This window comes from Fredinandcohnia onubensis (assembly GCF_002734215.1).
In the GTDB taxonomy this organism is placed as follows: domain Bacteria; phylum Bacillota; class Bacilli; order Bacillales; family Bacillaceae_L; genus Ferdinandcohnia; species Ferdinandcohnia onubensis.
Window position 1 is genome coordinate 211,762 of the sequence record NZ_NSEB01000002.1, and the last position, 25,274, is coordinate 237,035.

Genomic DNA, 25,274 nt, shown 5'->3' on the forward strand with positions numbered 1-25,274 from the left:
GAGGGGAACTCATGAAAAATTGGTCGCTTTGGACAGGTTTAGCCATGTTTGCATTTATGCTATTTATTAGCTTTATTGGACCACATTTGCCATTTATTGATGATACTCTTCCCGAACACCGAATGAGATTTTACGAAGGCGGCGAAATTGGAAGAGCGCCGTTTCCACCTTCCCTGGAAGACCCACTAGGAACAGACCGTGAAGCAGGAGACATATTGAGTATGCTAGTAAACGGTGCAAAGGATACGTTAAAAATAATCCTGTTGATTACATTGATACGATACATGATTGCGATTCCGATGGCCTTTTTGGCTTCGACGAAAAAAGGAATTGCTTATATGGTGTCAAATGGTTGGTATTCTCTGTTTGGGAGTATTCCAACAATATTTGCAGCAATTTTGCTGTTGGAGATCATTCCTGCTGATGGCTTGGATAACGGCGTGTATTGGAAAGTCCTTTTAATTGCACTTATTGAAGTCGGACGGGTCAGCTATATTTTTGCAAATGAAATCTATGAGGTGTCTCAAAAAGAGTTTGTACAAGCGAGTGTGACAGTAGGCAGTACACCATTTCAACTATCGGTGATGCACTATTTCCCATCTGTTATTCAAAGCTTAGTCGTGAACTTTTTTAATGATTTGGCACGTGTAACCTTACTATTGGGGCAGCTTGCGTTATTCCAATACTTCATTGAACATACCATTATCTACATTCCCGGTGGTGGGACATTCCTAGATGAATCCGGTTACTTTTCTATAACAGGCTTTTTTGATTGGCCTGGATTATTGTCGGCGGCTAGGTATGAAGTGATGAAGGCTGTGTGGATTCCGTTAGCGCCAGCGGTTGCGTTAACCTTGCTTCTGTTAACATTTCAGTTGTTAAGCGAAGGGTTCAGAAAGTTGTTTGAAAGACAGACATCGAGTGGGAAACAAAGTGTAGTAAGACGTTTGGTTGAACGAGCAGGGGAAGCATTTGTGACTAGTAAAATGGCGGGATCAGTGACCCTGGTTGGGTTTGGGGTTATAGTTGGAACAGTTATTGTGACGGGTGTTGACAAAGAGGCAACCGAAGTGGTTGCACCAGTTGAGGAAGTGGTTGAGGAAGTCCATGAAGGAGTACAGTTTGATGAAGATAAATATGCGCTTGAAAATGGCCAAATGGTTCCGACAACGGTTGCAACCACTGCAAAAGGTGGGTTTTATGATAAACTAGAACACCTTGAACTCCATATGGAAAAGACATCAGATCGGGATTATGAGACCGATACCTTAATGCTAAAATGTAGAACAATCGGAGCGGGGCGTTGTGAAAAACCAATGATTACATTGAAAAAGCCTGTTGCCACAGTTGAGGAAGCTTATCAGCTATTGGCAAATCATTTGCCGTCGGATGCGGTGATAGAAAATGAGTATCAAGATAATGACAGATATATATACAATCTACAAAGTACTCTATTGGACCAAAGTTATTTCTACGGTATACAACATGGGATGACAGTTATCTTTTATTTTACACCAGAAAAAATGATTGAAACAGTCGAATTTCCAGACACAATAGGCCATTTTTTAAAAAAACCCCCTGCGCCGTTTGTAAAAAACAAACAGCCAGGGGGTTTATCTACTCTATTCCGCCATTTTCTCCAAATTTCCGTTGCGGTCCATTTTGAAGGATGTGGCCGGACGTTCTTCTTCTTCGAATAAGACTAGTTTTCTTGCACGGTTCATAATCTTCATTAATGTTTCGTAGTCTTCTTGAATATTGGCTGAGCTTTGCTCCAACTGGGCAATTTTCTTTTCGAGCTCTTCATTTTTGCGAAGTATCTCATTCTTTTCTTTTTTCAATCTCTCATTCTCAGATTTCAGTGCCTCAATCCCGAGACTTGTGCTGCCCATAGATTGAAGATAAGAAATCACGGAATCAATCGTCAATTGTGGCCTAGAAGTCGAATACTGCGGTACTCGTGTTTCCTGACGAATACTTGTAGATTCAGATGGAAAGAGTGGTAACTCGTCCGCAAATTCTTCTAGACTTGGAGTTGGTGGTGTATACAAAAGTTGCTTTTTCACAGGTTGGTTTTTACCAAGTGCACGCTGGCGTTGTTTACGGTGTTTTTTCGCAAGCTGTAAGTCTTTCTCGTAGCTATGACGGACAACCGCATTCCAACGGAAACCACAAGCAGCTGAAGTACGGTTTAATTTGTCTCCAACCTCTTCGAATGCATTTAATTGTGTACTACCCTCTCTTACGTGTTTTAGAACAGTTTCAGCTAATAATAGATCATTTTCTTCTGTCCAAGCATCTTGTCTTTCTTTCATATTTATTCATCTCCCAATATAAATGTATATAGTTGCGTTAGGTTATTACTTATATTGGTCAATAGATTCGAACTTTATACCCTATTTGTAAAAGGATAGTAGACTTATTTATTTATATTTAAATATTCCAACTCGTACTTGTGGAGAATTTTTGAAAATTATCTCGGTCCCTTGCAATGGCTATGTTGAAAGGGTTAAAATACCATGTAGTGTTTTTAAAGGGAATCGTCATGCTAAGCATGATTGATCAAATAGATGAACGACTAGGAATTTACAAAATGAAGGGATTGTACGTAATATGGCAAACGAATTTCGCATCTGTGATGATTGCCAGGCAACCAATATTAAAACCTTAGTGCCACGCCTAAAGGAAGTAGATGGTGAGGCAACAATTGATATCCGCTGCCAATCATACTGTGGCCCTGGTAGAAAGAAATCATTCGCATTCGTTAACAACCGTCCGGTATCAGCTCCAACTGAAGACGAGTTGATTGAAAAAGTCATGAAGAAACTGAAAATGGACTAACATCGCCTTTCTCTCCTAAGAGAAAAGGTGTTTTTTTATGCTTTTATGCAGGGATTCCTAAAATCTACCTAGAAGTCCTAATGCATGTCGAAAAATTTTCCAACCATTGATATGACTTGGTTAGAGGCGACTTATGGAGAATTTTAGGTTTTTTTGTCAGTGATAAAAATATATAATAATAGCATGCCAGTATGGAAGAGGTTGAATACATGACAAATTCCAATGGGAAATTAAGTGAAGAAAAGGTGTTTAAGGACCCTGTACATAGGTATGTTCATGTTCAGGATAAAGTGATTTGGGAACTCGTCGCAACATCGGAGTTTCAAAGATTGCGCCGCATCCGCCAATTAGGGACAACCTATTTTACCTTCCACGGGGCGGAACATAGCCGTTTTAACCATTCATTAGGTGTGTATGAAATTGTCCGAAGAATTATCGATGATGTATTTCGTGAACGCCCCTTGTTAAATGACGAGGAGCGCTTATTATGCTTATGTGCAGCGCTACTTCACGATCTGGGTCACGGACCATTCTCACATTCATTTGAAAAAGTATTTCATTATGATCATGAAGAATTTACACAAGCAATCATTGTTGGGGACACAGAAGTAAATCGTGTACTGAAACAAGTCGGGGATGATTTTCCGAAAAAGGTCGCCGAAGTGATTGCAAAAACATATAAAAATAAATTAGTCGTGAGTCTCATCTCCAGTCAAATTGACGCTGACCGTATGGATTATTTATTGCGAGATGCCTATTATACGGGTGTTAGCTACGGAAACTTTGACATGGAGCGGATTTTGCGCGTCATGAGACCGCAGGAAGACCAAGTTGTTTTTAAAAGCAGTGGGATGCATGCGGTTGAAGATTACATTATGAGCCGATATCAAATGTATTGGCAAGTGTATTTCCATCCGGTTACACGAAGCGCAGAGGTCATTTTAACAAAAATCCTCCATCGTGCAAAACATCTGTACAAGGAACACTACGAATTTAAAACAGCCCCTGTCCATTTGATATCCATTTTTGAAGAAAAATTGACATTACAGGATTATGTGAAACTAGATGAAGCTATTTTTACCTTCTATTTTCAGGTATGGCAGGATGAGGATGACGAAATTTTAAGTGATCTATGCCGTCGTTTTCTCGATCGTAATCTGTTTAAATATGCAGAGTTTGACCCTAGTGCACAAATGATGAAGATGATGGAACTAAGAACTCTTTTTGAGGAAGCAGGGATTGATCCGAATTATTATTTAGTGGTCGATTCATCATCAGATTTGCCGTATGATTTTTACCGGCCGGGTGAGGAAGAGGAAAGACTTCCAATCAACTTACTAATGCCAAATGGTGAGATTCGTGAATTATCAAGGCAGTCCGAAATTGTGGATGCCATTTCTGGAAAAAGGCGAACAGATCACAAGCTATATTTTCCACAAGACATGATTGAAAAATTACCAAATGACTATACAGTAAAACAGAAAATAAAAGATGTTTTAGATATATAGACGTAATAAAATTGGCTAATTTCGGATGAGGAGATGAAGGGGTTTTGTTAACAGAACATGCAAAAGTAATGAAGGCATTCGCTGCTGCAGGGGAAATCACGGGTCGAAAAAAGCTTCAAAAAATGATTTATATCGCCAAAAAAATTGATTATCCATTTTACGAAAAGTACAACTTCCATTTTTACGGGCCATACTCAGAGGAACTCACACTGCGTGTGGAGGAGCTCTGCAATCTTGGATTTTTAGATGAGGTCAAAGAGAAAAAAGGTGGCTATTATCAGTATCGCTACGGATTGACTGAAAAAGGCGAGCAGTTTTTGGGACATTACCAATTGGACATGCCTCCACTTGATGACTGCATGCAAGTCTTAAATGAACAAAGTGCGCGCTTTTTAGAGCTTGTGTCTACTGTTTTATACTTTGAGGGACTTGAAAAGGAAGAAGTCAAAGAGAAGGTATTTACATTAAAAGCGAAGCAACGTTATACAGACGAAGAAGTCGAAGAAGCTTATCAATATATCGAATCTCTTCGCAATCTTGTAAAACATTAATAGAAAACTCGGCAGGTAAAACCTGCCGAGTTTTTTTGTATCAGTGAGGTAAAAATGCAAGTTGGTAGAAAAACAATACGGCAAATAGATAAACAAGTGGGTGCACTTCTCTCCATTTACCCATAACCACCTTCATAAGTGGGTAGGAGATAAAGCCTAACGCAATCCCTGTTGCAATGCTCGATGTGAGTGGCATGCTCAGAATAATCAAGAATGCCGGAAAGGCTTCGTCTATCTCATTCCATTTGATTTGTGCAATGCTTCCCATCATGAGTGACCCAACAATAATTAAGGTCGGTGCTGTAATCGCAGCAATTCCAGAAACGGCACTCACCAATGGTCCGAAGAAGGCAGCAACGATAAACAAGATGGAAACTGTTACTGTAGTGAGACCAGTTCGACCGCCTGCAGCTACCCCAGTTGACGATTCAATATAAGCACTTGTAGGACTTGTTCCAAACATGGCTCCAACTGTTGTACCAACCGAATCAGCAAGAAGAGCTTGTCTAGCACGTGGCATGACATTTCCTTTCATTAACCCTGCCTGTTCAGCAACCCCAATCATCGTACCTGTTGTATCAAAGATTGTTACGAGTAAAAATGAAAAGACAACAGCATACAGTCCGTACTGAATGACATCGCCAAGCGCAGCAAATGGATTTGCGATAATTAAACCTTCAGGTAGAGACGGAGCATTCACGAATCCTTCTTTAAACTCAAGTTGTCCAGTAAAATAAGCGATAAATGCCGTGATAATCATTCCGAAAAATAAAGCTCCATTTACTTTACGTGCCATCAAAATAAGGGTGATTGCTAATCCAGCTAGTGCTAAAAGAACCGATGGCGAGTGTAAATCACCTAGTGTTACTAAATTTGTTGGGTGTGCGGTGATAATCCCTGTAAGACGAAGACCAATAAAGGCAATAAATAAACCAATTCCTGCTGTAATCCCATGCTTTAAGTTTGGTGGAATCGCCTCAATTAATTTTTCGCGAAACGGGGTTAATGACAAAATCACAAAAATGATACCAGCCACAAATACAGCGGCAAATGCTGTTTGATACGTGATGTTTTCATTTGCGCCAACAACTGAATAAGCAAAGAAAGCATTTAATCCCATTCCAGGAGCTATCGCAATTGGATAATTTGCAAAGAGTGCCATCCATAGTGTTCCAACAACTGTTGCGATAATCGTGGCTAAAAATACCTGCTCAAAGGGAACGCCTGCATCTGATAAAATAACAGGGTTCACAACGACCACATACACCATTGTTAAAAAGGTCGTAATCCCAGCTAAAACTTCTTTTTTAACCGTTGTATTCAACTCTGATAATTTAAACATAGTAAAATGTACCTCCAAAAGACGAACGATTTAAAAATCCTTTTCTATAATATTCGTTTTATAAATAGACTGCAAGAGAAAATTGAAATTATCTTAGGTTAGTTTTCCCAGAATAGCCATTTGATAAGGTGGAAAATCGTGGATTTTGCCTGTGGCGAAAATATGAATGGTTTTTCGCACTGCAAATAATAGCGAACTTGGGGTAAAATTAAGATAGGCTTACAAAGGACGAGTTATAAGGAGGAAATCAACATGGCAAAAAAGGAATTGTCACTAGAACAAGTTGAAGAATTGCTTAACACACTAAAAGAGCGATTTGAGAAAAATAGGAACCGCCATAGTGATCTTGAATGGGCAAAGGTTCAAGCAAAGCTGGAAGCTAACCCATCAAAACTGTGGTCGTTAAACGAAATGGAAGCAACTGGCGGTGAACCAGATGTTGTTGGATATGATAAGGACACCGATGAGTATATTTTTTATGATTGTTCAGCAGAAAGCCCAAAAGGCCGTAGAAGTGTTTGTTACGACCGTCAAGCACTGGAAGCCAGAAAAAAACATAAACCTGAAAATAGCGCTATGGATATGGCAATGGAAATGGGCATTGAACTTTTAACGGAAGAACAATATCGCGCATTGCAGGAGCTTGGCAATTTTGACTTGAAGACGTCGAGTTGGGTGCAGACGCCTGCTGCTATTCGAAAACTCGGTGGGGCTATTTTTTGTGATTGTCGCTATGACACTGTTTTTACGTACCACAATGGAGCAGATTCCTACTATGGTGCAAGGGGCTTCCGTGGCTCATTAAGGGTTTAATCTTTACATAACGCAAAATAGAAACCCGTGGCTTATTCACCACGGGTTTCATTAATTTCTATTCTTGATCGCTTAAACGTTTGCCGCCTACCGCATAATGATTTTTCGTCATTTCCTCAATGAAAACAACGATTTTATCATCTGGAGCTCCAGTTGTTTCAGATACCGCTGCTATTACTTTTTCAACGAGCGCCTTTTTTTGTTCTTCAGTGCGTCCTTCTAGCATTTTTACTGTTACGTATGGCACAATGAATCTCTCCAATCATTCTTTTATATCATCATAAGAGTATTGTATACTGAAAATAACAACTTTTCTATAAAAAGGAGAAATTTGGTGGAACAATTAAGTGGTTTTTTAGCATTTGATTTATCTTTGATTCCATATGTAGTGATTACATTACTGGTGGCCTTTACGGTGCATGAGTTTGCTCATGCGTATGTGGCCTATAAGTTTGGTGATGACACAGCCAAGCGGCAGGGGAGATTAACCTTAAACCCAATTGCTCATTTAGATCCTTTTGGTACGATTCTGATTTTCCTAGCAGGGTTTGGGTGGGCACGACCCGTACCTGTCAATCGATTTCATTTTAAAAGGCCAAGGCTTGCTGGGATTCTTGTTTCCGTCGCTGGACCACTGAGTAACCTGCTTGTAGCGGCACTTGCTTTACTCATTTACATCATCTTTATTCGTGTTGGTGTATTTGCAGCTATTCCAGAAGCAGTTGGAGAGGGGTTTGAAACGTTCATTAACCTGTTTGTACGGTTGAACATTGTACTGTTTATTTTTAACTTATTACCGTTTCCTCCGCTTGATGGATATCGCATCATTGAAGACCTTGTGCCAGCTCGTATTCGTCCAAAATTGACGCAGTATGAGAGCCTTGGGATTGTACTCTTTTTAGTTTTGGTCATTACACCAGTTGGGGATCGGTTTTTATACCCGTTACTTACGAATGGGGTATATGCCATCAGGGATATACTGGTCATGATCTTCAGACCGATTCTTCAATTATAAAATCAGACACTCGTATGGTAAAATAGTTGGTAATGAATAGAAGTGGAAAGGTGGATGTTCTGTGGATCAAAATAAGAAAAAGGTAGCTTTTAATATCATTAAAAATGATCCAACTGACGGGCATAAAGGATATGGAATTGGGGCGCTTAGCCTCGAAAATATCTCACCCGTATTTGTTGATATAGACGCTGAAGATGTATTCGTTGATGTCGGTGCAATGCATGCGCGAAGTGTGGTTGAAAAAGGGATTAAGTTTCTGCCGAATAAAGAGGATGTCCCTAATGGTAAGCCTTACTGGCTTGTGTGGGTAACGATTGATCGTAGGGAAGAGGGTCCATATTATGCGGGCGTGACAGCTTGTGAAATGACCGTTGACCGCTCGATTCGTCGTGGCTATAAATCCTTACCAGAGCACGTAAACAGAATGGATAAGTCATTAAAACGCCATATCATGGTCGATTTTATGGATGACAAATCAAAGAAGCTACTTTCAGATTTCTTAATTAACCACAATAAAGAGATTTGGGATAACTCAAGTGATGAGTTAAAAGAGGGATTGAAGGTTGATTAAGGTTCTTCTAATTGTGACATTTTAGTGAACAAACGGACTAAAGCTTGAGCTTTTTTAATAAAATAAAGTACACTAAATTTACAATGTACACACATTGAAACTAGGACATAGAAATCCCCAGGACCTACACAGCCTGGGGGTTTCTTTTTTATATACTTTTCTAGCCATCCAGGAGCATGAACTTCATGCATGCATTTAAAACCAATCAAAGATTCGCTTAAAGAAGCCTTTGTCTTCTTTTTCTTCGTCCTTCTTTGGATTCTCTTTCTTTACGTCATCCGTATTTTTCGAACAATATTCGGTTGGCTCGGTTCCTGCTTTATAGTAAGTAAGCCTTGAAACAGGGCAATCCTTTGTCGGAAGCAAACCTGTTTCTGGATTTATATACACTCCAACAACGCCCTCAGTCGGTTTAAATGGTGTTGGCGCAATATCCTGATGCGCTTCTTCCATGAACCCCGCCCAAATATTCTTTGCATACTGTTTTTCTGCAACGATTGTCAATGGCTCATTATTGTCATAGCCGGTCCAAATTCCAGCGACAAGCTGTGGTGAGTATCCAATCATCCAGTTATCCGCGTCAGTGGATCCTGATTTACCAGCGTAAAACCTGCTCAACTTATCGCTAATCGTAGAGCCTGTAACGGCTGTGTAATCATTTAGTTTTTCATCAAACATGCCAGTCATTAGCTGTGTTGTGACAAAGGCGAGATCCTCATCAAGTACTTGTTTTGGCTTTGAGGTATTTTCATAAATGACTTCACCCTTGTAATTTTCAACTCTAGTAATAAAAACAGGCTTATGTTGTTTTCCACCATTATTAATGGTTGCGTAGGCGTTGACCATTTCGATTACACTAACGCCAGACGTCCCTAAAGCAAGGGAAGGAACATCCTTGAGTTTACTTGTGATTCCAAGTTTTTTCGCAGTGTCGATGAGTTCTCCATCATCCAGAAAGAGATGGGTTTTTACAGCGTACACATTGTCTGATAGGGCAATTGCCTGAGCTAACGTAATCGAGTCATTCGCATAATAATTTTTATAATTCCTTGGTGTGTATGTTGAGCGATTGTCGTCATATGAGAATGTCGTCAGCTCACTTCGAATTTGGGTCGATGGTGTGTAGCCTTTTTCAAGGGCTGCATAGTATAAAAATGGTTTAAAGGTCGAACCAGGCTGGCGTTTTGCCTGAGTTGCCCGATTAAAAGGGCTTTCCTCGTAGTCTCGTCCGCCAATGAGTGCACGAACTTCACCATTTTTCGGTTCCATCGCGACAAATCCAAGCTGAATTTTAGATTCTTCTTTTATAAAGTTCTTGGCTTTTTCCTCTGCAATTTCTTGAAGCTTTGGGTTAAGTGTGGTGTAGACACGTAAACCCTCTGTTTCAATCGTTTTTTGGTCAAGCTTTAGTTTTGTTTGGAGCTCCTTTTTTACAACATCCTGGAAATAGGGGGCAATGTCTTCACGCCCGACCATTTTGTTGCCTGTAAAGGTTAGTTCCTCAGCATGTGCTTGTTCAGCGGTTTTCTTTGAAATAAAGCCATTCTCAACCATTGAAAGGAGGATGACTTTTTGACGCTGTTTTGCTTTTTCCTCGTTTACTAATGGGGAGTAATGGGTTGGACCCTTTGGCACTCCTGCAAGCATGGAGGCTTCCGCTAGCGACAGCTCGCCTGCTCTTTTTCCATAATAATAATTAGCAGCCGCTTCAATTCCATAGACGCCATGTCCGTAATAGATTGTATTTAAATAACCTTCAAGAATTTCTTTTTTCGAATAATTAAGTTCTAGCCGAATGGTGTACAGAGCCTCAGTGAGTTTACGATTCCATGTCTTTTCATGCTCTAAAAATAGGTTTCTGGCATATTGCTGGGTAATCGTACTCGCCCCTTGAACCTTTGCCATCGCTTTAATGTCGGCAATAATCGCTCCGCCAATTCGCTTATAGTCAAACCCATGATGGTCAAAAAAGTTCCGATCCTCAATCGATACGGTGGCATCAACAATGGATTCAGACATATCGTCGAGAGACACCCAATAGCGAGTCTCACCTTGATGACGTTCCTCCCCGATCAAGGTTCCGTCCTCTGCGTAGAATAAGGTGGATAAAGGAACTGCAAGAGGAGGTGCCCCCTGTGTTTTTGCATAGGCAAGCACACCCAATATCCCGACAGCAACTAGGGTACAGCAAATTAAGCCAATGAATAAAAGGGCCCGCATGATTTTAATAGCTGTTTTTATCCGATCATTTGTAATAAGCTCCACAGAGTTCACCTCTCTCTTTTTCTATTTGAAAGCTTCATATAGAGCCATTTTCGTAGGCATATATCAATCAGTATGAAAAGTTTTCTGCCTTTTTAAACATTTATTTGCTAAAACAAGAAAAATTTTCTTGCATTTTCGGGTAGTTGCCTTATACTTTTTGAAGTTGACATCGATTTTTTTAAGGGAATAGGGAACGATAAGGGAATAAATCCCTAAGTTATTCAATGAAAGGATGTTATGAAAATGGAATTATGGTTTACGGAGAAACAAACAAAAAGCTTTGGTATCACAGCAAAAATTAAACAAACCTTACATACAGAACAAACAGAGTTTCAAAAGCTCGATATGATAGAAACTGAGGAATTCGGCAACATGCTCGTTCTTGATGGGATGGTTATGACGACTCAAGTGGATGAATTCGTCTATCACGAAATGGTGGCACACGTGCCGTTGTTCACTCACCCAAATCCTGAAAACGTCCTTGTTGTAGGTGGCGGTGATGGCGGTGTAATCCGTGAAGTGTTAAAGCACCCAAGTGTGAAAAAAGCAACTTTAGTTGATATTGATGGAAAAGTAATTGAGTACTCAAAGAAATACCTTCCTGAAATCGCAGGGAAGCTTGAAGACCCACGTGTCGATGTGAAGGTTGATGATGGTTTCTTGCATATTGCGAACAGTGAAAATGAGTATGATGTCATTTTGGTTGACTCTACTGAGCCTGTAGGTCCAGCGGTAAATCTGTTCACAAAAGGCTTTTATGCAGGGATTTCAAAAGCGTTAAAAGAAGACGGTGTATTTGTCGCGCAAACGGACAACCCTTGGTTTACTCCAGACTTAATCCGCAACGTGCAGCGTGATGTGAAGGAAATCTTCCCAATCACACGTCTTTATATTGCGAACATCCCAACTTATCCAAGTGGTCTATGGACATTCACAATCGGTTCGAAAAAATATGATCCATTAGAAGTAAGTGAAGACCGATTCCATGAAATTGAAACAAAATACTACACTAAAGAACTCCACAAAGCAGCATTTGTATTGCCTAAATTTGTTGCGGATCTAATTTAATTCAGTATAAGGTGTTAATTAACACACCGATTTTTGTGGAGAACTGCAATCTGCAAAAAAGATAATAACCTACTGAATTAAATTAAAAGCCTCCGGCGGATGCCACAGATTTTCAAAGGTAGTTTTTCGAGCATGCTCGAAAAAATCTGGGCGCAAATACGCCAAGGCGTATTTGATTTTATAATAATTGGGGGATTTTCGATGAGATTTGATGAAGCTTATTCAGGAAATGTATTTATCAAAAGCCATCCGAATTTTGAAGAGAGCGAAGCGGTTATTTACGGAATGCCAATGGACTGGACAGTCAGCTACCGTCCAGGCTCACGTTTTGGACCGAGCCGAATTCGTGAGGTGTCGATTGGACTTGAGGAATACAGTCCTTATCTCGATAAAGAACTAGAAGAAGTGAAATATTATGATGCCGGTGATATTCCATTGCCTTTCGGAAATCCGCAGCGCAGTATTGAAATGATTGAAGACTTTGTTGATCAGGTACTTGCAGCTGGAAAATATCCACTTGGTATGGGCGGTGAGCATCTCGTTTCTTGGCCGGTCATGAAGGCTGTTCATAAAAAGTATCCAGATCTTGCGATTATTCATATGGATGCCCATACTGATTTACGTGAGAATTACGAGGGAGAGGCACTTTCCCACTCCACACCCATTCGTAAAATTGCAGAATTAATCGGACCAGAGAATGTTTATTCATTTGGAATTCGTTCAGGGATGAAGGAAGAGTTTCAATGGGCAAAGGAAAACGGCATGCACATTTCAAAATTTGAAGTGCTTGAGCCACTTAAAAAGATTCTTCCGAAATTAGCGGGTCGTCCTGTGTATGTGACCATTGACATTGATGTATTGGATCCAGCACATGCACCAGGTACAGGTACAGTTGATGCAGGGGGTATTACATCTAAAGAGTTGTTAGGCGCGATTCATGAGATTGCAAAATCCGATGTGCGTGTAGTTGGCTCAGATTTGGTCGAGGTTGCACCGATCTATGATCCGTCTGAACAAACGGCGAATACCGCAAGTAAACTCATTCGTGAAATGATTTTAGGATGGATACAGAAAAAGTAAATACTTCTGTTAGAAAGCTTGGGCCTTGTGGCTCAGGCTTTTTTTGCTTTTTGCCAAACCATAGTCCTGTTAAAATAAATTTTTACTATTATGACAATTCTTTCTAACCAGATGAATATACTACATTTGAACTACATTTTACCTATTAAAGGGGGAGTTCGATGGTCGGGGTTCGCTTTTTGAAAATGGCCGCATTGTATTTTGTGATTGGTGTTCTCATTGGGATGGGCATGTCTATGTCACATAATTACACATTAACAGGGGTCCATGTTCATATTAACTTATTAGGCTGGGCATCTATGGGGCTTGCGGGCATTGTCTATTATTTGTTCCCGCAGGCAGGAGAATCCAAGCTTGGAAAGATTCATTTTTGGCTTCATAATATTGGTTTACCGGTTATGATGATTGGACTCACGATGTTAATGCTCGGAAATGCAGCAGTTGAACCAGCAATTGCGGTCGGTGGTACTGTAACAACCCTCGCGATTATCCTGTTTGCAATCAATATTTTCTTGAACGTTAAAGTCACAAAGCAATAATATCTTAATAATACACACTGCTTACTCGGCTTAGGCCGAGTTTTCTTTTTTAATTTGAAATCCTATTACAAAATACCGTATACTAGTAAAGTTAATGACCTATAGGGATGTGTGGAAATGAGTCAAGCAGGAGTACCTATTGACCTCAAATTTGTAACGGAAATTAAGGATGGAAAGCGAAAAGAAAATGTTGCTTTTAACGCAAATGGTCTATACTACATAAAAGGCGACAATACATATTTGCAATTTGACGAAAAGCAAGAAACAGGTACGGTTAAAACCGTTATTAAAATCTCAGAAAAAGAGGTTCTCATCCTTCGTTCGGGACAGGTGAAAATGCGTCAGGTTTACCGAAAAAATGCAACCACCAATGGTTCATTCCAAAACCAGCATGGAACCTTTGACCTCACTGCAAAAACAAATAATATAGAATACAAATGGTACAAAAACTCTCGTAAAGGGACGTTATTTTTAGCATATGAGCTTTCACTACATGGTGAAAAGTCTGGATTACATAAAATAACCATTACATTTGAGGAGCGAAACTAGATGAATGTTGTTGATCAAGTAAAAGAACGCTTGAAAGCGGAAATTAAGGACTCAGTTGTAAAAGCTGGGCTAGCAACAGAAGAACAAATTCCGGAAGTTGTGTTGGAGCTTCCAAAGGATAAAGCGCACGGGGACTATGCGACAAACATGGCAATGCAACTTGCACGTGTGGCAAAAAAGGCACCTCGTATGATTGCAGAAGAGATCGTAGCTAACTTTGATAAATCAAAAGCATCAATCGAAAAAATTGAAATCGCAGGACCTGGGTTCATCAATTTTTATATGAATAATTCATACTTAACAGATCTTATCCCGACCATTTTAACAGCGGGTGAGGCCTACGGTGAAACAACTGTTGGCAACAATCAAAAGGTTCAGGTGGAGTTTGTTTCAGCAAACCCAACAGGTGACCTTCACCTTGGACATGCTCGTGGTGCAGCGGTGGGTGATTCTTTAAGTAATATTTTACAAAAAGCGGGTTATGAAGTGTCCCGTGAGTACTATATCAATGATGCTGGGAACCAAATTAATAACCTTGCAAAATCTGTTGAGGCACGCTATCTTCAAGCGCTAGGCCAAGAGGCGGAAATGCCAGAGGATGGCTATCATGGCCAAGATATCGTGGGCATTGGAAAGCGACTTGCAGAAGAATTTGGCGATAAATATGTCGCGATGGATGAAAAAGAACGGTTTGCCTTTTTCCGTGAATATGGTTTGAAATACGAGATGGAAAAGCTTCAAAAGGATCTAGAGGAATATCGCGTTCGTTTTGATGTTTGGTATTCAGAGACGTCTCTATATAATAACGGAAAAATTGACCGTGCACTTGAAGCGATTCGTAATGCAGGTCATATTTATGAGGAAGACGGTGCAACTTGGTTCCGTTCAACAACATTCGGCGATGACAAAGACCGCGTTTTAATTAAAAATGACGGTTCTTATACGTATTTAACTCCTGACATCGCGTACCATCAGGACAAGCTCGAGCGTGGCTTTGAAAAGCTTATTAATGTGTGGGGAGCAGACCATCACGGCTATATCCCTCGGATGAAGGCTGCGATTCAAGCACTAGGCTATGATAAGGACACACTTGAGGTTGAAATCATTCAGCTTGTTCACCTATTTAAAGATGGTGAAAAAATGAAGATGAGTAAGCGTACCGGAAAAGCTGTTACAATGCGTGAACTGACAGAAGAGGTTGGCTTAGATGCCGTTCGATACTTCTTTGCAATGAGAAGCTCAGACACTCATCTTGATTTCGACCTTGATTTAGCAGTGTCTCAATCTAACGAGAACCCTGTGTACTATGCGCAATATGCACATGCACGTATTTGCAGTATGCTACGCTCTGGCGATGAGATGAATATTGCTTTAGATGGTGATTATGCGCTTGACTATATCAATTCTGAAAAAGAAGTTGACCTACTGAAAAAGCTTGGTGAATTCCCTGCAGCGGTAACAGAAGCAGCAGAAAAACGAATTCCACATCGCATCACAAACTATATTAATGAACTAGCAGCAGCCCTTCATAGCTTTTACAATGCTGAGAAGGTGCTTGATCAAGACAATCTTGAAAAAACGAAAGCACGTCTTGCGTTAATGAAAGCTGTTCAAATCACATTGCAAAATTCATTAAAGCTAATCGGTGTATCTGCACCTGAAAAAATGTAATCTATATATACAAGAGGCCCTTACGTTGAGTAGAGGGCCTTTTTAACGGGAATAATGAAGGGAAAAGGGAGGATACATACATGAAAGAGGTTATCTTAGCACTCTTGACGGGTGTAGTTGTCGGATTTATTTTTGCTTTATTAAAACTGCCAATCCCGGCCCCACCGGCACTTGCAGGGGTGACTGGAATCGTTGGGGTTTATTTAGGATTTAAACTATTCCAATGGTTAGCGCCAATGATTCAATTTGGACCAAAATAACAGGCACCCATCACGGGTGCCTGATTTGTTAGTGGCAGTATTTTTTAGATAGTGGCAGTAAATCTCGAATAGTGGCAGTATCTTTTGATTAGCGATAGTAAATCTGAAATAGTGGCAGTATTTTGGGATACTGGCAGAAATCGGCTAGTGACAGTATTTTACGAAATAGTGACAGTATTCAGCGCCTAGGTAGCTATTCCCTTACAAAAAAACAGGTTTTCCGCACTTATCCCCCTATAAAAAGTGCGAAAACCACGTGGCGATTTTAATCTTAAACTTATTTTCCGCCTTTAGTTCTTCGATTCGGTCACGGGTGAGCTCATTTGATGTTTTAAAATCCTCTTCCACTATCTTTTTGATCGCTTGAATCACTTCTTTGTCATGGATATAGCAATTAATTTCATAGTTGGAGTAAAGACTTCTTTTATCAAAATTGGCCGTTCCGATATCGCAAAGCTTGTCATCAATGCAAATGACCTTTGCGTGGTAAAATCCCCTGGTGTACATATGAAACTGAATACCAAGTTTTGAGAGCTCGTCCATATATGGAATGGCGGCCTCTTTGACTAAAGGGTGATCCGGTTTTTTCGGTAAAAGGACATGAATCCTAATATTTCGTTTTGCGGCATCAATTAGTTCTTTTTTGAGTTGGTCGCTTGGCACAAAATAAGGAGAACCAATGATAATATCTCGTTCAGCTTGTTTAATCATACTGATAAAATCGTCTTCAAGATGGGCCCCATCAGTAGAAATGAACCTCGCTTGTGACTTTCCTTTAGGAAGTGGTGGGAAATACGCTTCACGATTTGCAACGGCTTCCTTAGTGGAGTCATACCAGTCCTCCAAAAACTGCGATTGTAAGTCTGTGACTCCTTCACCAGTCAACTTCAAATGATAATCCCGCCAGAACCCGAATTTAGGATCTTCCCCAAGATATTCTTTTCCAATATTGAATCCGCCAATATAGCCCGTTTTTCCATCAATGACGGTAATCTTTCGGTGATTACGTGCATTGAGTTTATAAAAAAAGTAAGGGAAGTTTGGCTTATTGCTATAGGCAAATGAAACTCCTGATCGAGCCAAGTCTTTTTCCATTTCCTTTGTGACATGGTAACCACCTGCCCAATCAACTAACAAACGTACTTTGACACCTTGTTCAGCTTTTTGCTTTACAAGAGAGACAAATTCCTTGCTGAAGTTGTCGTCCTTCAAAATGTAAAATTGGACATGGACATGGTCAGTTGCGTTTTGAATGTCTGTAAATAAATCGTTGAAGAGTGTTTCCCCTGTTGAATAAAGGGATATGTTACTCTCGCGTAGAGGGAACTCCTCATCAACTTGTTTCTTTAGGTGACTTTTTCTACCGAGACTGTAATCAAGACGGAGTAACAGTAATAGAATAATGATAATAAGGACAATCCAGAAGATTGCTCGCAAATATACCCCTCCTATGATGAGGTTGTGCTTTATGGCGTTCACTTAGTTTATACGAAAGTTGGAATGATTATTTAAGGTTTTTAAAGAAAAAGTTGTTGACTGAATGCTCATTCATTATATAATGGAGATATAAACCATATAGTCAGAAAATTAATTCCATTAAAAATTTTAGAAAGGGGTTAAAAAGTGAATATCCTCTTAGTCATTAATCTTCTTGCATTCTTATCTGTAACCGCTTACGCCATTTATCTTTTCGTTTATCTAATCAAGACAAGGATTGCCTATATCAAGCTTGGCAAAAAGGTCGAATTTGATGGAGAAGTAAAGGAGCGCCTTCAGCGGATTTGGGTCAACGTGTTTGGGCAGAAAAAACTTTTAAAAGATAAAAAGAGTGGAATCATCCATGTGATGTTCTTTTATGGGTTTATTCTTGTCCAATTTGGAGCGATTGATTTTATTTGGAAGGGCCTAAAACCAGGCTCACATCTTCCACTTGGACCTTTGTATCCAGGCTTTACTTTTTTCCAAGAGATTGTCACCTTTATGATTTTAGTTGCGGTCGTTTGGGCTTTTCATCGCCGTTATGTGGAAAAGCTTGTTCGATTGAAAAGGGGCTTTAAATCAGGACTTGTTTTATTATTTATTGGTGGTTTAATGTTATCTGTTTTAGTAGGAAACGGGGCTGGAATCGTATGGCATGGCCATGAAGCAACTTGGACCGAGCCTATTGCATCCGTAATCTCACTTGCGTTAGGTGGTCTTAATGAAACAGCCGCAATTGTAATTTTTTACGTCGCGTGGTGGATTCATTTAATCTTCCTGTTAAGCTTCTTAGTCTATGTGCCGCAATCAAAGCACGCGCATTTAATTGCGGGTCCTGCGAATGTGTATTTAAGCAGACAAACAAGCCCAGGGAAGCTTGAAAAAATTGATTTTGAGGATGAAACGCAAGAAACATTTGGTGTTGGGAAAATTGAAGACTTCAAGCAAACGCAGCTAGTCGATCTTTATGCATGTGTGGAATGTGGGCGCTGTACCAATATGTGTCCGGCAACAGGTACTGGAAAAATGCTTTCGCCAATGGATTTAATTGTGAAATTGCGTGATCACTTAACGGAAACAGGTGCTGTTGTAACATCACAGGTTCCGTGGGTTCCAGCTGTGGCATTCAATCATACAAAAGCAAATCAGTTGGCACTATCTTCAGCTAGCCAAGGTGCGAATGAATCGGCTGCAACGTCAGAATTGGCATACAACCCAAGCTTAATTGGGGATGTCATTACTGAAGAAGAGATTTGGGCTTGTACAACTTGCCGTAACTGTGAAGACCAATGTCCAGTAATGAACGAGCATGTTGATAAAATTATTGATTTACGCCGTTATCTTGTTCTTACAGAAGGTAAAATGGATGCGGATGCTCAACGTGCGATGACGAATATTGAGCGTCAAGGAAATCCATGGGGACTCAATCGTAAGGAAAAAGAAAACTGGCGTGAAGTTCGTGAAGATGTTCATGTACCAACTGTAAAAGAAATGAAAAAAGCCGGTGAAGAGTTCGAATATTTATTCTGGGTTGGCTCGATGGGTGCATTCGATAACCGAAGCCAAAAAATAGCTCTTTCTTTTGCGAAGCTTATGAATGAGGCTGGCGTGAAGTTTGCGATATTAGGAAACAAAGAGAAAAACTCTGGAGACACACCTCGTCGTCTCGGAAATGAATTCCTATTCCAAGAGCTTGCGACAAACAATATTGCTGAATTTGAAAAGGCAGAAGTGAAGAAGATTGTCACAATCGACCCACATGCCTACAATATCTTCAAAAATGAGTATCCAGATATGGGGCTTGAAGATGTCGAGGTTGTGCACCATACTGAGCTATTGTATGACCTTGTAAAAGAGGGACGATTGGTTCCAAAGCATGCTGTAAATGAAGTGATTACATGGCATGATTCCTGTTATTTAGGCCGATACAATGATGTATATGACCCACCTCGCGAAATTTTAAAACAAATTCCAGGTGTTCAGCTGGTTGAAATGGAACGTAACCGTGAAAAGGGAATGTGCTGTGGAGCTGGCGGTGGTCTCATGTGGATGGAAGAGGATATAGGAACTCGTATTAACGTAGCAAGAACAGAGCAAGCGATTGCGGTAAGTCCTACCACGATTGGTTCTGGTTGCCCGTACTGCTTAACAATGCTAAGCGATGGTACAAAGGCGAAGGAAGTGGAGGAGCAAATCGGCACATATGATATCGCTGAAATCCTTGAAAGATCCGTTGTTGGTGATCAGAAAGAAATTGCATCTTAATGGTAATATATGATTTATCTTCCATCTGTAATGTTGTAAAATAGCAATATAGGAAACATTTTATTTATTCGTAATAGATTAACAGATAAAGAGAGGTGTACATTGGTACGCCTCCTTCTTTCAGACAAGGTTGAGCGAGCGTTCAGTCGAAAAAATGTAAGCGGTTTCGGAGGTTGTTTTATTCGAGGCCAAAAACAAGGAGGTTGGAGCATGGTGAAAACAGTGATTGTCAGTGGTGTTCGTACTCCGTTTGGGAAATTAGGGGGAAGTCTTAGTTCATTAACAGCGTCTGAACTTGGTGGAATCGCCATCAAGGAAGCATTAAAACGGGCAGGCATTGATGGTGAAAAAATTGATGAAGTGATCTTTGGAAATGTTCTACAGGGTGGCCAAGGGCAAATTCCATCCCGACAGGCTGCAAGAAACGCAGGAATTCCGTGGGAAGTAAAAACAGAAACCATCAATAAAGTGTGCGCATCAGGACTTCGCAGTGTCACACTTGCTGATCAAATTATTCGAGCAGGTGACGAAGAGGTAATTGTAGCTGGTGGTATGGAATCGATGAGCAATGCGCCTTATTTTTTACCTAAAGCACGCTTTGGACTACGAATGGGAGATGCAAACCTAAAAGACTTAATGGTTCATGATGGCTTAACCTGTAGCTTCCAGGGTGTTCATATGGGGACCTATGGCAATGAGGTAGCGTTAGAGTATAATATTTCCCGTGAAGAACAAGACGAGTGGGCTCTCCGCAGTCACCAACGTGCGATTGCGGCAATTGAATCTGGCAAGTTTGCAGAGGAAATCGTTGCAGTAGAGGTAAAAGGCCGTAAAGGTGCAACCACAGTAATTGATCAAGACGAAGCTCCACGAGCAGACACAACCATTGAAAAACTGGCAAAGCTGAAGTCCGTGTTTAGCGCAGATGGCACGATTACGGCTGGGAATGCGCCTGGGGTGAATGATGGAGCAGCTGCACTTGTTCTTATGAGTGAGGAGCGAGCACAGCAAGAAGGAAAAGAGCCTCTTGCAACGATACTAGCCCATGCAGCAATTTCCGTTGAAGCAAAGGATTTCCCGAAAACTCCGGGCTTGGTCATCAATGAATTGTTAAAGAAAGCGGGCAAATCAGTCGATGAAATCGATTTGTTTGAAATTAACGAAGCCTTTGCGGCAGTTGCTTTAACAAGTGGCAAAATTGCTAATCTTGACCCTGAGAAAGTCAATGTCAATGGTGGGGCAGTAGCACTTGGTCACCCAATCGGGGCTAGTGGGGCAAGAATTATTATTACCCTTATTCATGAACTAAAACGCCGTGGTGGTGGCATCGGTATTGCAGCGATCTGTAGTGGTGGCGGCCAAGGCGATGCAATTATGGTCGAAGTAAACTAAATCTCAAAAAATAGACAGGTGGTGACACTTGTTTCACCACCGATAGGAGGTATGTTTGATGAAGGTTCAAAAGGTGATGGTCATAGGTGCAGGACAGATGGGATCTGGGATTGCACAGGTTTGTGCGATGGCAGGCTATGATGTGAAACTCCATGATTTAAAACAAGAATACTTGGATCGGGGGTTTGGGACGATTACGAAAAACCTTACACGCCAAGTTGATAAAGGTCGCATGAGTGAAGAAGAGAAGAAAGCGACCTTGGGAAGACTTACTCCCTCTCTTGATTTGCAAAATGCAAGTGATGTCGACCTTGTGATTGAGGCGGCGGTTGAAAATATGGACATCAAGACAAAACTTTTCTCACAACTAGATGAAATTGCACCTCAGAATGCTATTTTAGCAACAAATACTTCCTCTCTTCCAATTACAGAAATTGCCGCGGCCACGAAGCGCCCGGAAAAGGTAATTGGCATGCATTTTATGAATCCAGTTCCAGTCATGAAATTAGTTGAAATTATTCGTGGCTTAGCCACAACTGATGAAGTCTATCAAGTGATTGAAGATATGACTAAAACGTTGAATAAAGTACCGGTCGAAGTCAATGACTTCCCAGGATTTGTGTCAAATCGTATTTTAATGCCGATGATAAATGAAGCCATTTACACTCTCTATGAAGGTGTTGCTACAAAAGAAGCAATTGACGAAGTGATGAAGCTTGGCATGAATCATCCGATGGGGCCACTAACTCTCGCTGATTTTATCGGGCTTGATACATGTCTTTACATTATGGAGACCCTACATGAAGGCTTTGGGGACGACAAATACAGACCATGTCCATTGCTTCGTAAATATGTAAAAGCTGGTTGGTTAGGGAAAAAATCTGGTCGAGGTTTCTACACGTACGAAGGATAGGGGTGAGCACTAAGTGACAACTCTTAAACATAGCCCAACTCATCAAGATCCCACATTGGAGGGAAACAGCATGAATTTTCATTTTACAGAAGAACAAGAAATGATGCGAAAAATGGTACGTGATTTTGCAAAAGAGGAAATCGCACCGTTTGTGGAGCGTATGGAAAAGGGAGAATTTCCACGAGAAGTTCTTTCGAAAATGGGGTCCCTTGGGTTAATGGGAATTACAACCCCTGAAAAATATGGTGGAGCCGGGATGGATTTTACGTCCTATATTATTGCGATCAACGAGCTCTCTAAGGTGAGCGCGACCATCGGGGTTATTTTATCCGTTCATACCTCAGTTGGTACGCATCCCATCTTATATTTCGGAACGGAAGAGCAAAAGCAAAAGTATATTCCAAAACTTGCAAGCGGACAGTATCTGGGGGCTTTTTGTCTCACTGAACCGAGCGCTGGCTCAGATGCAGCAAGTTTAAAAACAAGAGCTGTTAAAAAGGATGACCATTATGTGTTAAATGGTTCAAAGGTGTTTGTCACAAATGGTGGCGAAGCGGATGTATATATTGTGTTTGCCCGCACAAACCCGAACGAAACGGGAAGCAAGGGCATTACAGCTTTTATTGTTGAAAAAGATACACCGGGCTTTGTGTTCGGAAAAGATGAGCATAAAATGGGACTTCTCGGTTCACGTACGCTTCAAATCACGCTAGAGGATGTGAAGGTGCCAGTTGAGAATATTTTAGGCGTTGAAGGTGAGGGCTTTAAAGTCGCGATGGCGAATCTAAGTATGGGTCGAATCGGCATTGCTGCTCAAGCGCTTGGGATTGCGGAGGCAGCACTTGAGCATGCAGTGGAGTATGCGAAGAATCGTTACCAATTCGGCAAACCGATCGCCTCCTTGCAGGGAGTTGGCTTTAAGCTTGCAGATATGGCGACAAATGTTGAGGCTGCAAGACTACTAGTCTATCGGGCTGCCTTTCTACGCGACCAGGGCTTACCGTGTGGTAAAGAATCCTCGATGGCAAAGCTATTTGCCTCAAGAACAGCAGTGGAGGTCACAACCGAAGCCATTCAGGTTTACGGGGGCTATGGCTATACAAAAGATTATCCGGTAGAACGATACTTCCGTGATGCCAAAATAACTGAAATATACGAAGGCACCAGCGAAATTCAAAAAATCGTCATCAGCAAACATCTATAAAAGTGGGTCAAGGGGACAGGTCCCTTGTCCTAGGAAAAAAATGGTAGGACGAGGGACCTGTCCCTCTGTCCCAATGGAGGTAATGGAGATGTATTTTAAGTTGTCTGAAGAGCATGAAATGATTCGTAAGATGGTTCGTGATTTTGCAAAGAATGAGGTTGCACCGACAGCGGCGGAGCGTGATGAAGAAGAACGCTTTGATCGTGAAATTTTCGACAAAATGGCAGAGCTTGGCTTAACCGGGATTCCATGGCCAGAGGAGTATGGTGGTATCGGCAGTGACTATTTAGCATATTGTATCGCAGTTGAAGAGCTTTCAAGAGTATGTGCATCAACAGGTGTAACTCTTTCCGCTCATACATCTCTTGCAGGTTGGCCGATTTACAAGTTTGGTAGTGAAGAACAGAAACAAAAATACTTACGTCCAATGGCACAGGGAGAAAAAATTGGTGCTTATGGATTAACAGAGCCTGGGTCTGGCTCAGATGCAGGTGGAATGAGAACAACTGCTAGAGTAGAAGGCGACCATTATGTGTTAAACGGGTCTAAAATCTTCATCACAAACGGTGGAATTGCTGATATTTATGTGGTGTTTGCGTTAACCGACCCAACTTCAAAACATAAAGGTACAAGTGCGTTTATTATTGAAAGCGACTTCCAAGGTTTCTCTGTAGGGAAAAAGGAACAGAAGATGGGCATTCGTTCATCACCTACTACTGAAATTATGTTTGAAGAGTGCCGTGTCCCTAAGGAAAACTTACTTGGCGAAGAGGGTGAAGGCTTTAAGATTGCTATGATGACGCTTGATGGAGGACGTAACGGAATTGCGGCCCAGGCGGTTGGTATTGCTCAGGGAGCTCTTGATGCAGCTACCGAATATGCGAAAGAACGTGTCCAGTTCGGTAAACCGATTGCCGCTCAACAGGGAGTAGGCTTCAAGCTTGCGGATATGGCAACAAGTGTCGAGGCATCTCGTCTCTTAACCTATCAAGCTGCGTGGCTAGAATCTGAAGGACTTCCATATGGAAAAGAATCTGCCATGTCAAAACTTTTTGCTGGTGATACTGCGATGAAAGTAACAACAGAAGCCGTTCAAGTCTTTGGTGGTTACGGCTATACAAAGGACTATCCAGTCGAGCGCTATATGCGTGACGCAAAAATAACCCAAATCTATGAAGGCACACAAGAAATTCAACGCCTCGTCATATCTAGAATGTTAACAAAATAGTGGGATAAGGGGACAGGTCCCTTGTCCCTGGAAAAACGGTGGGACGATGGACAGCTGTCCCAGTTGGAGGTGAAAAGAAATGCGGAGGAATGATGTTCCGGCTTCGGTGAAGGATGAGAGGTTGGTTAAGAAACGACGGGATCAGATGATTAAGGGCGCGGTGACGCTTTTTAAGGAAAAAGGGTTTCATCGCTCAACAACGCGAGAGATTGCAAAAGCTGCTGGTTTTAGCATTGGCACACTTTATGAGTATATCCGTAAGAAAGAGGATGTTCTTTATTTGGTCGTGGACAGTATTTACGATCAGGTTAAAGAGCGAATGGAGGAAGCAATCAACACAAAGGAAGGTAGTATTGAGAGTCTAAAGCTTGCGATTCGCAATTACTTTCTTGTGATGGATGAGATGCAGGATGAGGTTCTTGTCCTTTATCAGGAGGCGAAATCTCTTTCAAAAGATGCTCTTCCATATGTATTGAACAAAGAAGTAGAAATGGTGGGTATGTTTGAAAAAGCAATTGAAGATTGTATTGCCAATGGGGAGCTTCAATTGCCGAAAAAACAGGTTGAACTTGTGGCTCATAATATTTTTGTTCAAGGCCAGATGTGGGGTTTTCGCCGCTGGGCGATGCGCAGGCTTTTCACACTTGAGGAATATATTGAAATGCAAACAGAGCTTTTGTTAAGAGGAATCGTTTCAAAATAGGTGAGACTGGGGGAATG

General features: G+C 41.0%; 24 protein-coding genes. 19 read left to right on the forward strand and 5 right to left on the reverse strand.

All coding sequences use genetic code 11. The features are described from left to right. Window positions 1-11: 11 nt before the first annotated feature. Window positions 12-1,700: an ABC transporter permease subunit gene (locus CKK03_RS01450; protein WP_099360857.1), complete on the forward strand. Its 1,689-nt coding sequence runs from the start codon at window positions 12-14 to the stop codon at window positions 1,698-1,700. Here the strand turns inward: CKK03_RS01450 and CKK03_RS01455 are convergent. Next, on the reverse strand, window positions 1,623-2,315 hold the full coding sequence (locus tag CKK03_RS01455; RefSeq protein WP_099360858.1) for an RsfA family transcriptional regulator: 693 nt from the start codon (window positions 2,313-2,315) through the stop codon (window positions 1,623-1,625). The genes CKK03_RS01450 and CKK03_RS01455 overlap by 78 nt on opposite strands. 298 nt (window positions 2,316-2,613) lie before the next feature. Here CKK03_RS01455 and CKK03_RS01460 point away from each other — a divergent pair, with 298 nt between their 5' ends. From CKK03_RS01460 to CKK03_RS01470, 3 genes are all read left to right on the forward strand, one after another. Continuing rightward, entirely contained in the window at window positions 2,614-2,841 is a 228-nt protein-coding gene (locus tag CKK03_RS01460) for a YuzB family protein (RefSeq protein ID WP_099354657.1), read from the forward strand. 209 nt (window positions 2,842-3,050) lie between these two features. Further along, a complete protein-coding gene (locus CKK03_RS01465) occupies window positions 3,051-4,349 on the forward strand; it encodes an HD domain-containing protein (protein WP_099360859.1) in 1,299 nt (432 codons plus the stop codon). Window positions 4,350-4,393: 44 nt separating this feature from the next. Then, a complete protein-coding gene (locus tag CKK03_RS01470) occupies window positions 4,394-4,900 on the forward strand; it encodes a YwgA family protein (RefSeq protein ID WP_099360860.1) in 507 nt (168 codons plus the stop codon). A gap of 40 nt (window positions 4,901-4,940) precedes the next feature. Here the strand turns inward: CKK03_RS01470 and CKK03_RS01475 are convergent, their stop codons facing one another. Continuing rightward, complete coding sequence (locus tag CKK03_RS01475; protein WP_099360861.1) at window positions 4,941-6,242, reverse strand: NCS2 family permease; 1,302 nt, start codon at window positions 6,240-6,242, stop codon at window positions 4,941-4,943. Window positions 6,243-6,494: 252 nt separating this feature from the next. Between CKK03_RS01475 and CKK03_RS01480 the strand changes: the two genes are divergently transcribed. Then, on the forward strand, window positions 6,495-7,055 hold the full coding sequence (locus tag CKK03_RS01480) for a DUF4256 domain-containing protein (RefSeq protein WP_099360862.1): 561 nt from the start codon (window positions 6,495-6,497) through the stop codon (window positions 7,053-7,055). 58 nt (window positions 7,056-7,113) lie between these two features. Here CKK03_RS01480 and thmT read toward each other — a convergent pair whose 3' ends face one another. Next, window positions 7,114-7,302, reverse strand: a complete 189-nt coding sequence (gene thmT / locus CKK03_RS01485) for a 2-hydroxymuconate tautomerase (protein ID WP_099360863.1) — start codon at window positions 7,300-7,302, stop codon at window positions 7,114-7,116. A gap of 87 nt (window positions 7,303-7,389) precedes the next feature. On the opposite strand from thmT, the gene CKK03_RS01490 reads away from it, so the two are divergent. Together CKK03_RS01490 and CKK03_RS01495 are read left to right on the forward strand one after the other, a co-directional pair. Beyond that, a complete protein-coding gene (locus CKK03_RS01490) occupies window positions 7,390-8,070 on the forward strand; it encodes a site-2 protease family protein (RefSeq protein WP_099360864.1) in 681 nt (226 codons plus the stop codon). 61 nt (window positions 8,071-8,131) lie between these two features. Beyond that, a complete protein-coding gene (locus tag CKK03_RS01495) occupies window positions 8,132-8,641 on the forward strand; it encodes a YwhD family protein (protein ID WP_099360865.1) in 510 nt (169 codons plus the stop codon). 195 nt (window positions 8,642-8,836) lie between these two features. Here CKK03_RS01495 and CKK03_RS01505 read toward each other — a convergent pair whose 3' ends face one another. Then, complete coding sequence (locus CKK03_RS01505; protein WP_099360867.1) at window positions 8,837-10,906, reverse strand: transglycosylase domain-containing protein; 2,070 nt, start codon at window positions 10,904-10,906, stop codon at window positions 8,837-8,839. Window positions 10,907-11,149: 243 nt separating this feature from the next. Here CKK03_RS01505 and speE point away from each other — a divergent pair, with 243 nt between their 5' ends. The 6 genes from speE (at window position 11,150) to CKK03_RS01535 (ending at window position 16,073) form a co-directional block, all read left to right on the forward strand. Next, complete coding sequence (gene speE, locus CKK03_RS01510; protein ID WP_099360868.1) at window positions 11,150-11,974, forward strand: spermidine synthase; 825 nt, start codon at window positions 11,150-11,152, stop codon at window positions 11,972-11,974. Between the two features lie 201 nt (window positions 11,975-12,175). Beyond that, window positions 12,176-13,054, forward strand: coding sequence for an agmatinase (gene speB / locus CKK03_RS01515; RefSeq protein ID WP_099360869.1), 879 nt, complete (start codon window positions 12,176-12,178; stop codon window positions 13,052-13,054). Window positions 13,055-13,215: 161 nt separating this feature from the next. After that, window positions 13,216-13,593, forward strand: coding sequence for a cytochrome-c oxidase (locus CKK03_RS01520; protein WP_099360870.1), 378 nt, complete (start codon window positions 13,216-13,218; stop codon window positions 13,591-13,593). A 117-nt stretch (window positions 13,594-13,710) separates the two neighbouring features. Further along, window positions 13,711-14,142, forward strand: a complete 432-nt coding sequence (locus tag CKK03_RS01525) for a YwiB family protein (RefSeq protein ID WP_099360871.1) — start codon at window positions 13,711-13,713, stop codon at window positions 14,140-14,142. Continuing rightward, window positions 14,143-15,813 (forward strand): arginine--tRNA ligase, encoded by a 1,671-nt coding sequence (gene argS / locus CKK03_RS01530; RefSeq protein ID WP_099360872.1) that lies wholly within the window; start codon window positions 14,143-14,145, stop codon window positions 15,811-15,813. It begins immediately after the preceding gene. A gap of 80 nt (window positions 15,814-15,893) precedes the next feature. Continuing rightward, window positions 15,894-16,073, forward strand: coding sequence for a XapX domain-containing protein (locus CKK03_RS01535; protein WP_099360873.1), 180 nt, complete (start codon window positions 15,894-15,896; stop codon window positions 16,071-16,073). Window positions 16,074-16,307: 234 nt separating this feature from the next. Here the strand turns inward: CKK03_RS01535 and cls are convergent, their stop codons facing one another. Then, window positions 16,308-17,510, reverse strand: coding sequence for a cardiolipin synthase (gene cls / locus CKK03_RS01540; protein ID WP_099360874.1), 1,203 nt, complete (start codon window positions 17,508-17,510; stop codon window positions 16,308-16,310). A gap of 186 nt (window positions 17,511-17,696) precedes the next feature. Between cls and CKK03_RS01545 the strand changes: the two genes are divergently transcribed. From CKK03_RS01545 to CKK03_RS01570, 6 genes are all read left to right on the forward strand, one after another. After that, window positions 17,697-19,817: a (Fe-S)-binding protein gene (locus tag CKK03_RS01545; RefSeq protein ID WP_099360875.1), complete on the forward strand. Its 2,121-nt coding sequence runs from the start codon at window positions 17,697-17,699 to the stop codon at window positions 19,815-19,817. Window positions 19,818-20,027: 210 nt separating this feature from the next. Then, window positions 20,028-21,209, forward strand: a complete 1,182-nt coding sequence (locus CKK03_RS01550) for an acetyl-CoA C-acetyltransferase (protein ID WP_099360876.1) — start codon at window positions 20,028-20,030, stop codon at window positions 21,207-21,209. 58 nt (window positions 21,210-21,267) lie between these two features. Then, the gene (locus CKK03_RS01555) at window positions 21,268-22,122 is read left to right on the forward strand and encodes a 3-hydroxybutyryl-CoA dehydrogenase (protein ID WP_099360877.1); all 855 of its coding nucleotides are present in this window, start codon (window positions 21,268-21,270) and stop codon (window positions 22,120-22,122) included. Between the two features lie 70 nt (window positions 22,123-22,192). Further along, on the forward strand, window positions 22,193-23,326 hold the full coding sequence (locus tag CKK03_RS01560; protein WP_099360878.1) for an acyl-CoA dehydrogenase: 1,134 nt from the start codon (window positions 22,193-22,195) through the stop codon (window positions 23,324-23,326). Window positions 23,327-23,414: 88 nt separating this feature from the next. Next, window positions 23,415-24,554 carry an acyl-CoA dehydrogenase gene (locus CKK03_RS01565; protein WP_099360879.1) on the forward strand — a complete coding sequence of 380 codons (1,140 nt, stop codon included), beginning with the start codon at window positions 23,415-23,417 and terminating at the stop codon, window positions 24,552-24,554. A gap of 79 nt (window positions 24,555-24,633) precedes the next feature. Then, window positions 24,634-25,257 (forward strand): TetR/AcrR family transcriptional regulator, encoded by a 624-nt coding sequence (locus tag CKK03_RS01570; RefSeq protein ID WP_099360880.1) that lies wholly within the window; start codon window positions 24,634-24,636, stop codon window positions 25,255-25,257. Window positions 25,258-25,274: the final 17 nt, after the last annotated feature.

Excerpts from the sequence above, each read along its gene's own strand:
- CKK03_RS01450 (WP_099360857.1), top strand. The coding sequence starts at position 12 with ATGAAAAATTGGTCGCTTTGGACAGGTTTAGCCATGTTTGCATTTATG.
- CKK03_RS01455 (WP_099360858.1), bottom strand. The coding sequence starts at position 2,315 with ATGAAAGAAAGACAAGATGCTTGGACAGAAGAAAATGATCTATTATTA.
- CKK03_RS01460 (WP_099354657.1), top strand. The coding sequence starts at position 2,614 with ATGGCAAACGAATTTCGCATCTGTGATGATTGCCAGGCAACCAATATT.
- CKK03_RS01465 (WP_099360859.1), top strand. The coding sequence starts at position 3,051 with ATGACAAATTCCAATGGGAAATTAAGTGAAGAAAAGGTGTTTAAGGAC.
- CKK03_RS01475 (WP_099360861.1), bottom strand. The coding sequence starts at position 6,242 with ATGTTTAAATTATCAGAGTTGAATACAACGGTTAAAAAAGAAGTTTTA.
- CKK03_RS01480 (WP_099360862.1), top strand. The coding sequence starts at position 6,495 with ATGGCAAAAAAGGAATTGTCACTAGAACAAGTTGAAGAATTGCTTAAC.
- speE (WP_099360868.1), top strand. The coding sequence starts at position 11,150 with ATGGAATTATGGTTTACGGAGAAACAAACAAAAAGCTTTGGTATCACA.
- speB (WP_099360869.1), top strand. The coding sequence starts at position 12,176 with ATGAGATTTGATGAAGCTTATTCAGGAAATGTATTTATCAAAAGCCAT.
- CKK03_RS01520 (WP_099360870.1), top strand. The coding sequence starts at position 13,216 with ATGGTCGGGGTTCGCTTTTTGAAAATGGCCGCATTGTATTTTGTGATT.
- CKK03_RS01525 (WP_099360871.1), top strand. The coding sequence starts at position 13,711 with ATGAGTCAAGCAGGAGTACCTATTGACCTCAAATTTGTAACGGAAATT.
- argS (WP_099360872.1), top strand. The coding sequence starts at position 14,143 with ATGAATGTTGTTGATCAAGTAAAAGAACGCTTGAAAGCGGAAATTAAG.
- CKK03_RS01535 (WP_099360873.1), top strand. The coding sequence starts at position 15,894 with ATGAAAGAGGTTATCTTAGCACTCTTGACGGGTGTAGTTGTCGGATTT.
- CKK03_RS01550 (WP_099360876.1), top strand. The coding sequence starts at position 20,028 with ATGGTGAAAACAGTGATTGTCAGTGGTGTTCGTACTCCGTTTGGGAAA.
- CKK03_RS01555 (WP_099360877.1), top strand. The coding sequence starts at position 21,268 with ATGAAGGTTCAAAAGGTGATGGTCATAGGTGCAGGACAGATGGGATCT.
- CKK03_RS01560 (WP_099360878.1), top strand. The coding sequence starts at position 22,193 with ATGAATTTTCATTTTACAGAAGAACAAGAAATGATGCGAAAAATGGTA.
- CKK03_RS01565 (WP_099360879.1), top strand. The coding sequence starts at position 23,415 with ATGTATTTTAAGTTGTCTGAAGAGCATGAAATGATTCGTAAGATGGTT.
- CKK03_RS01570 (WP_099360880.1), top strand. The coding sequence starts at position 24,634 with ATGCGGAGGAATGATGTTCCGGCTTCGGTGAAGGATGAGAGGTTGGTT.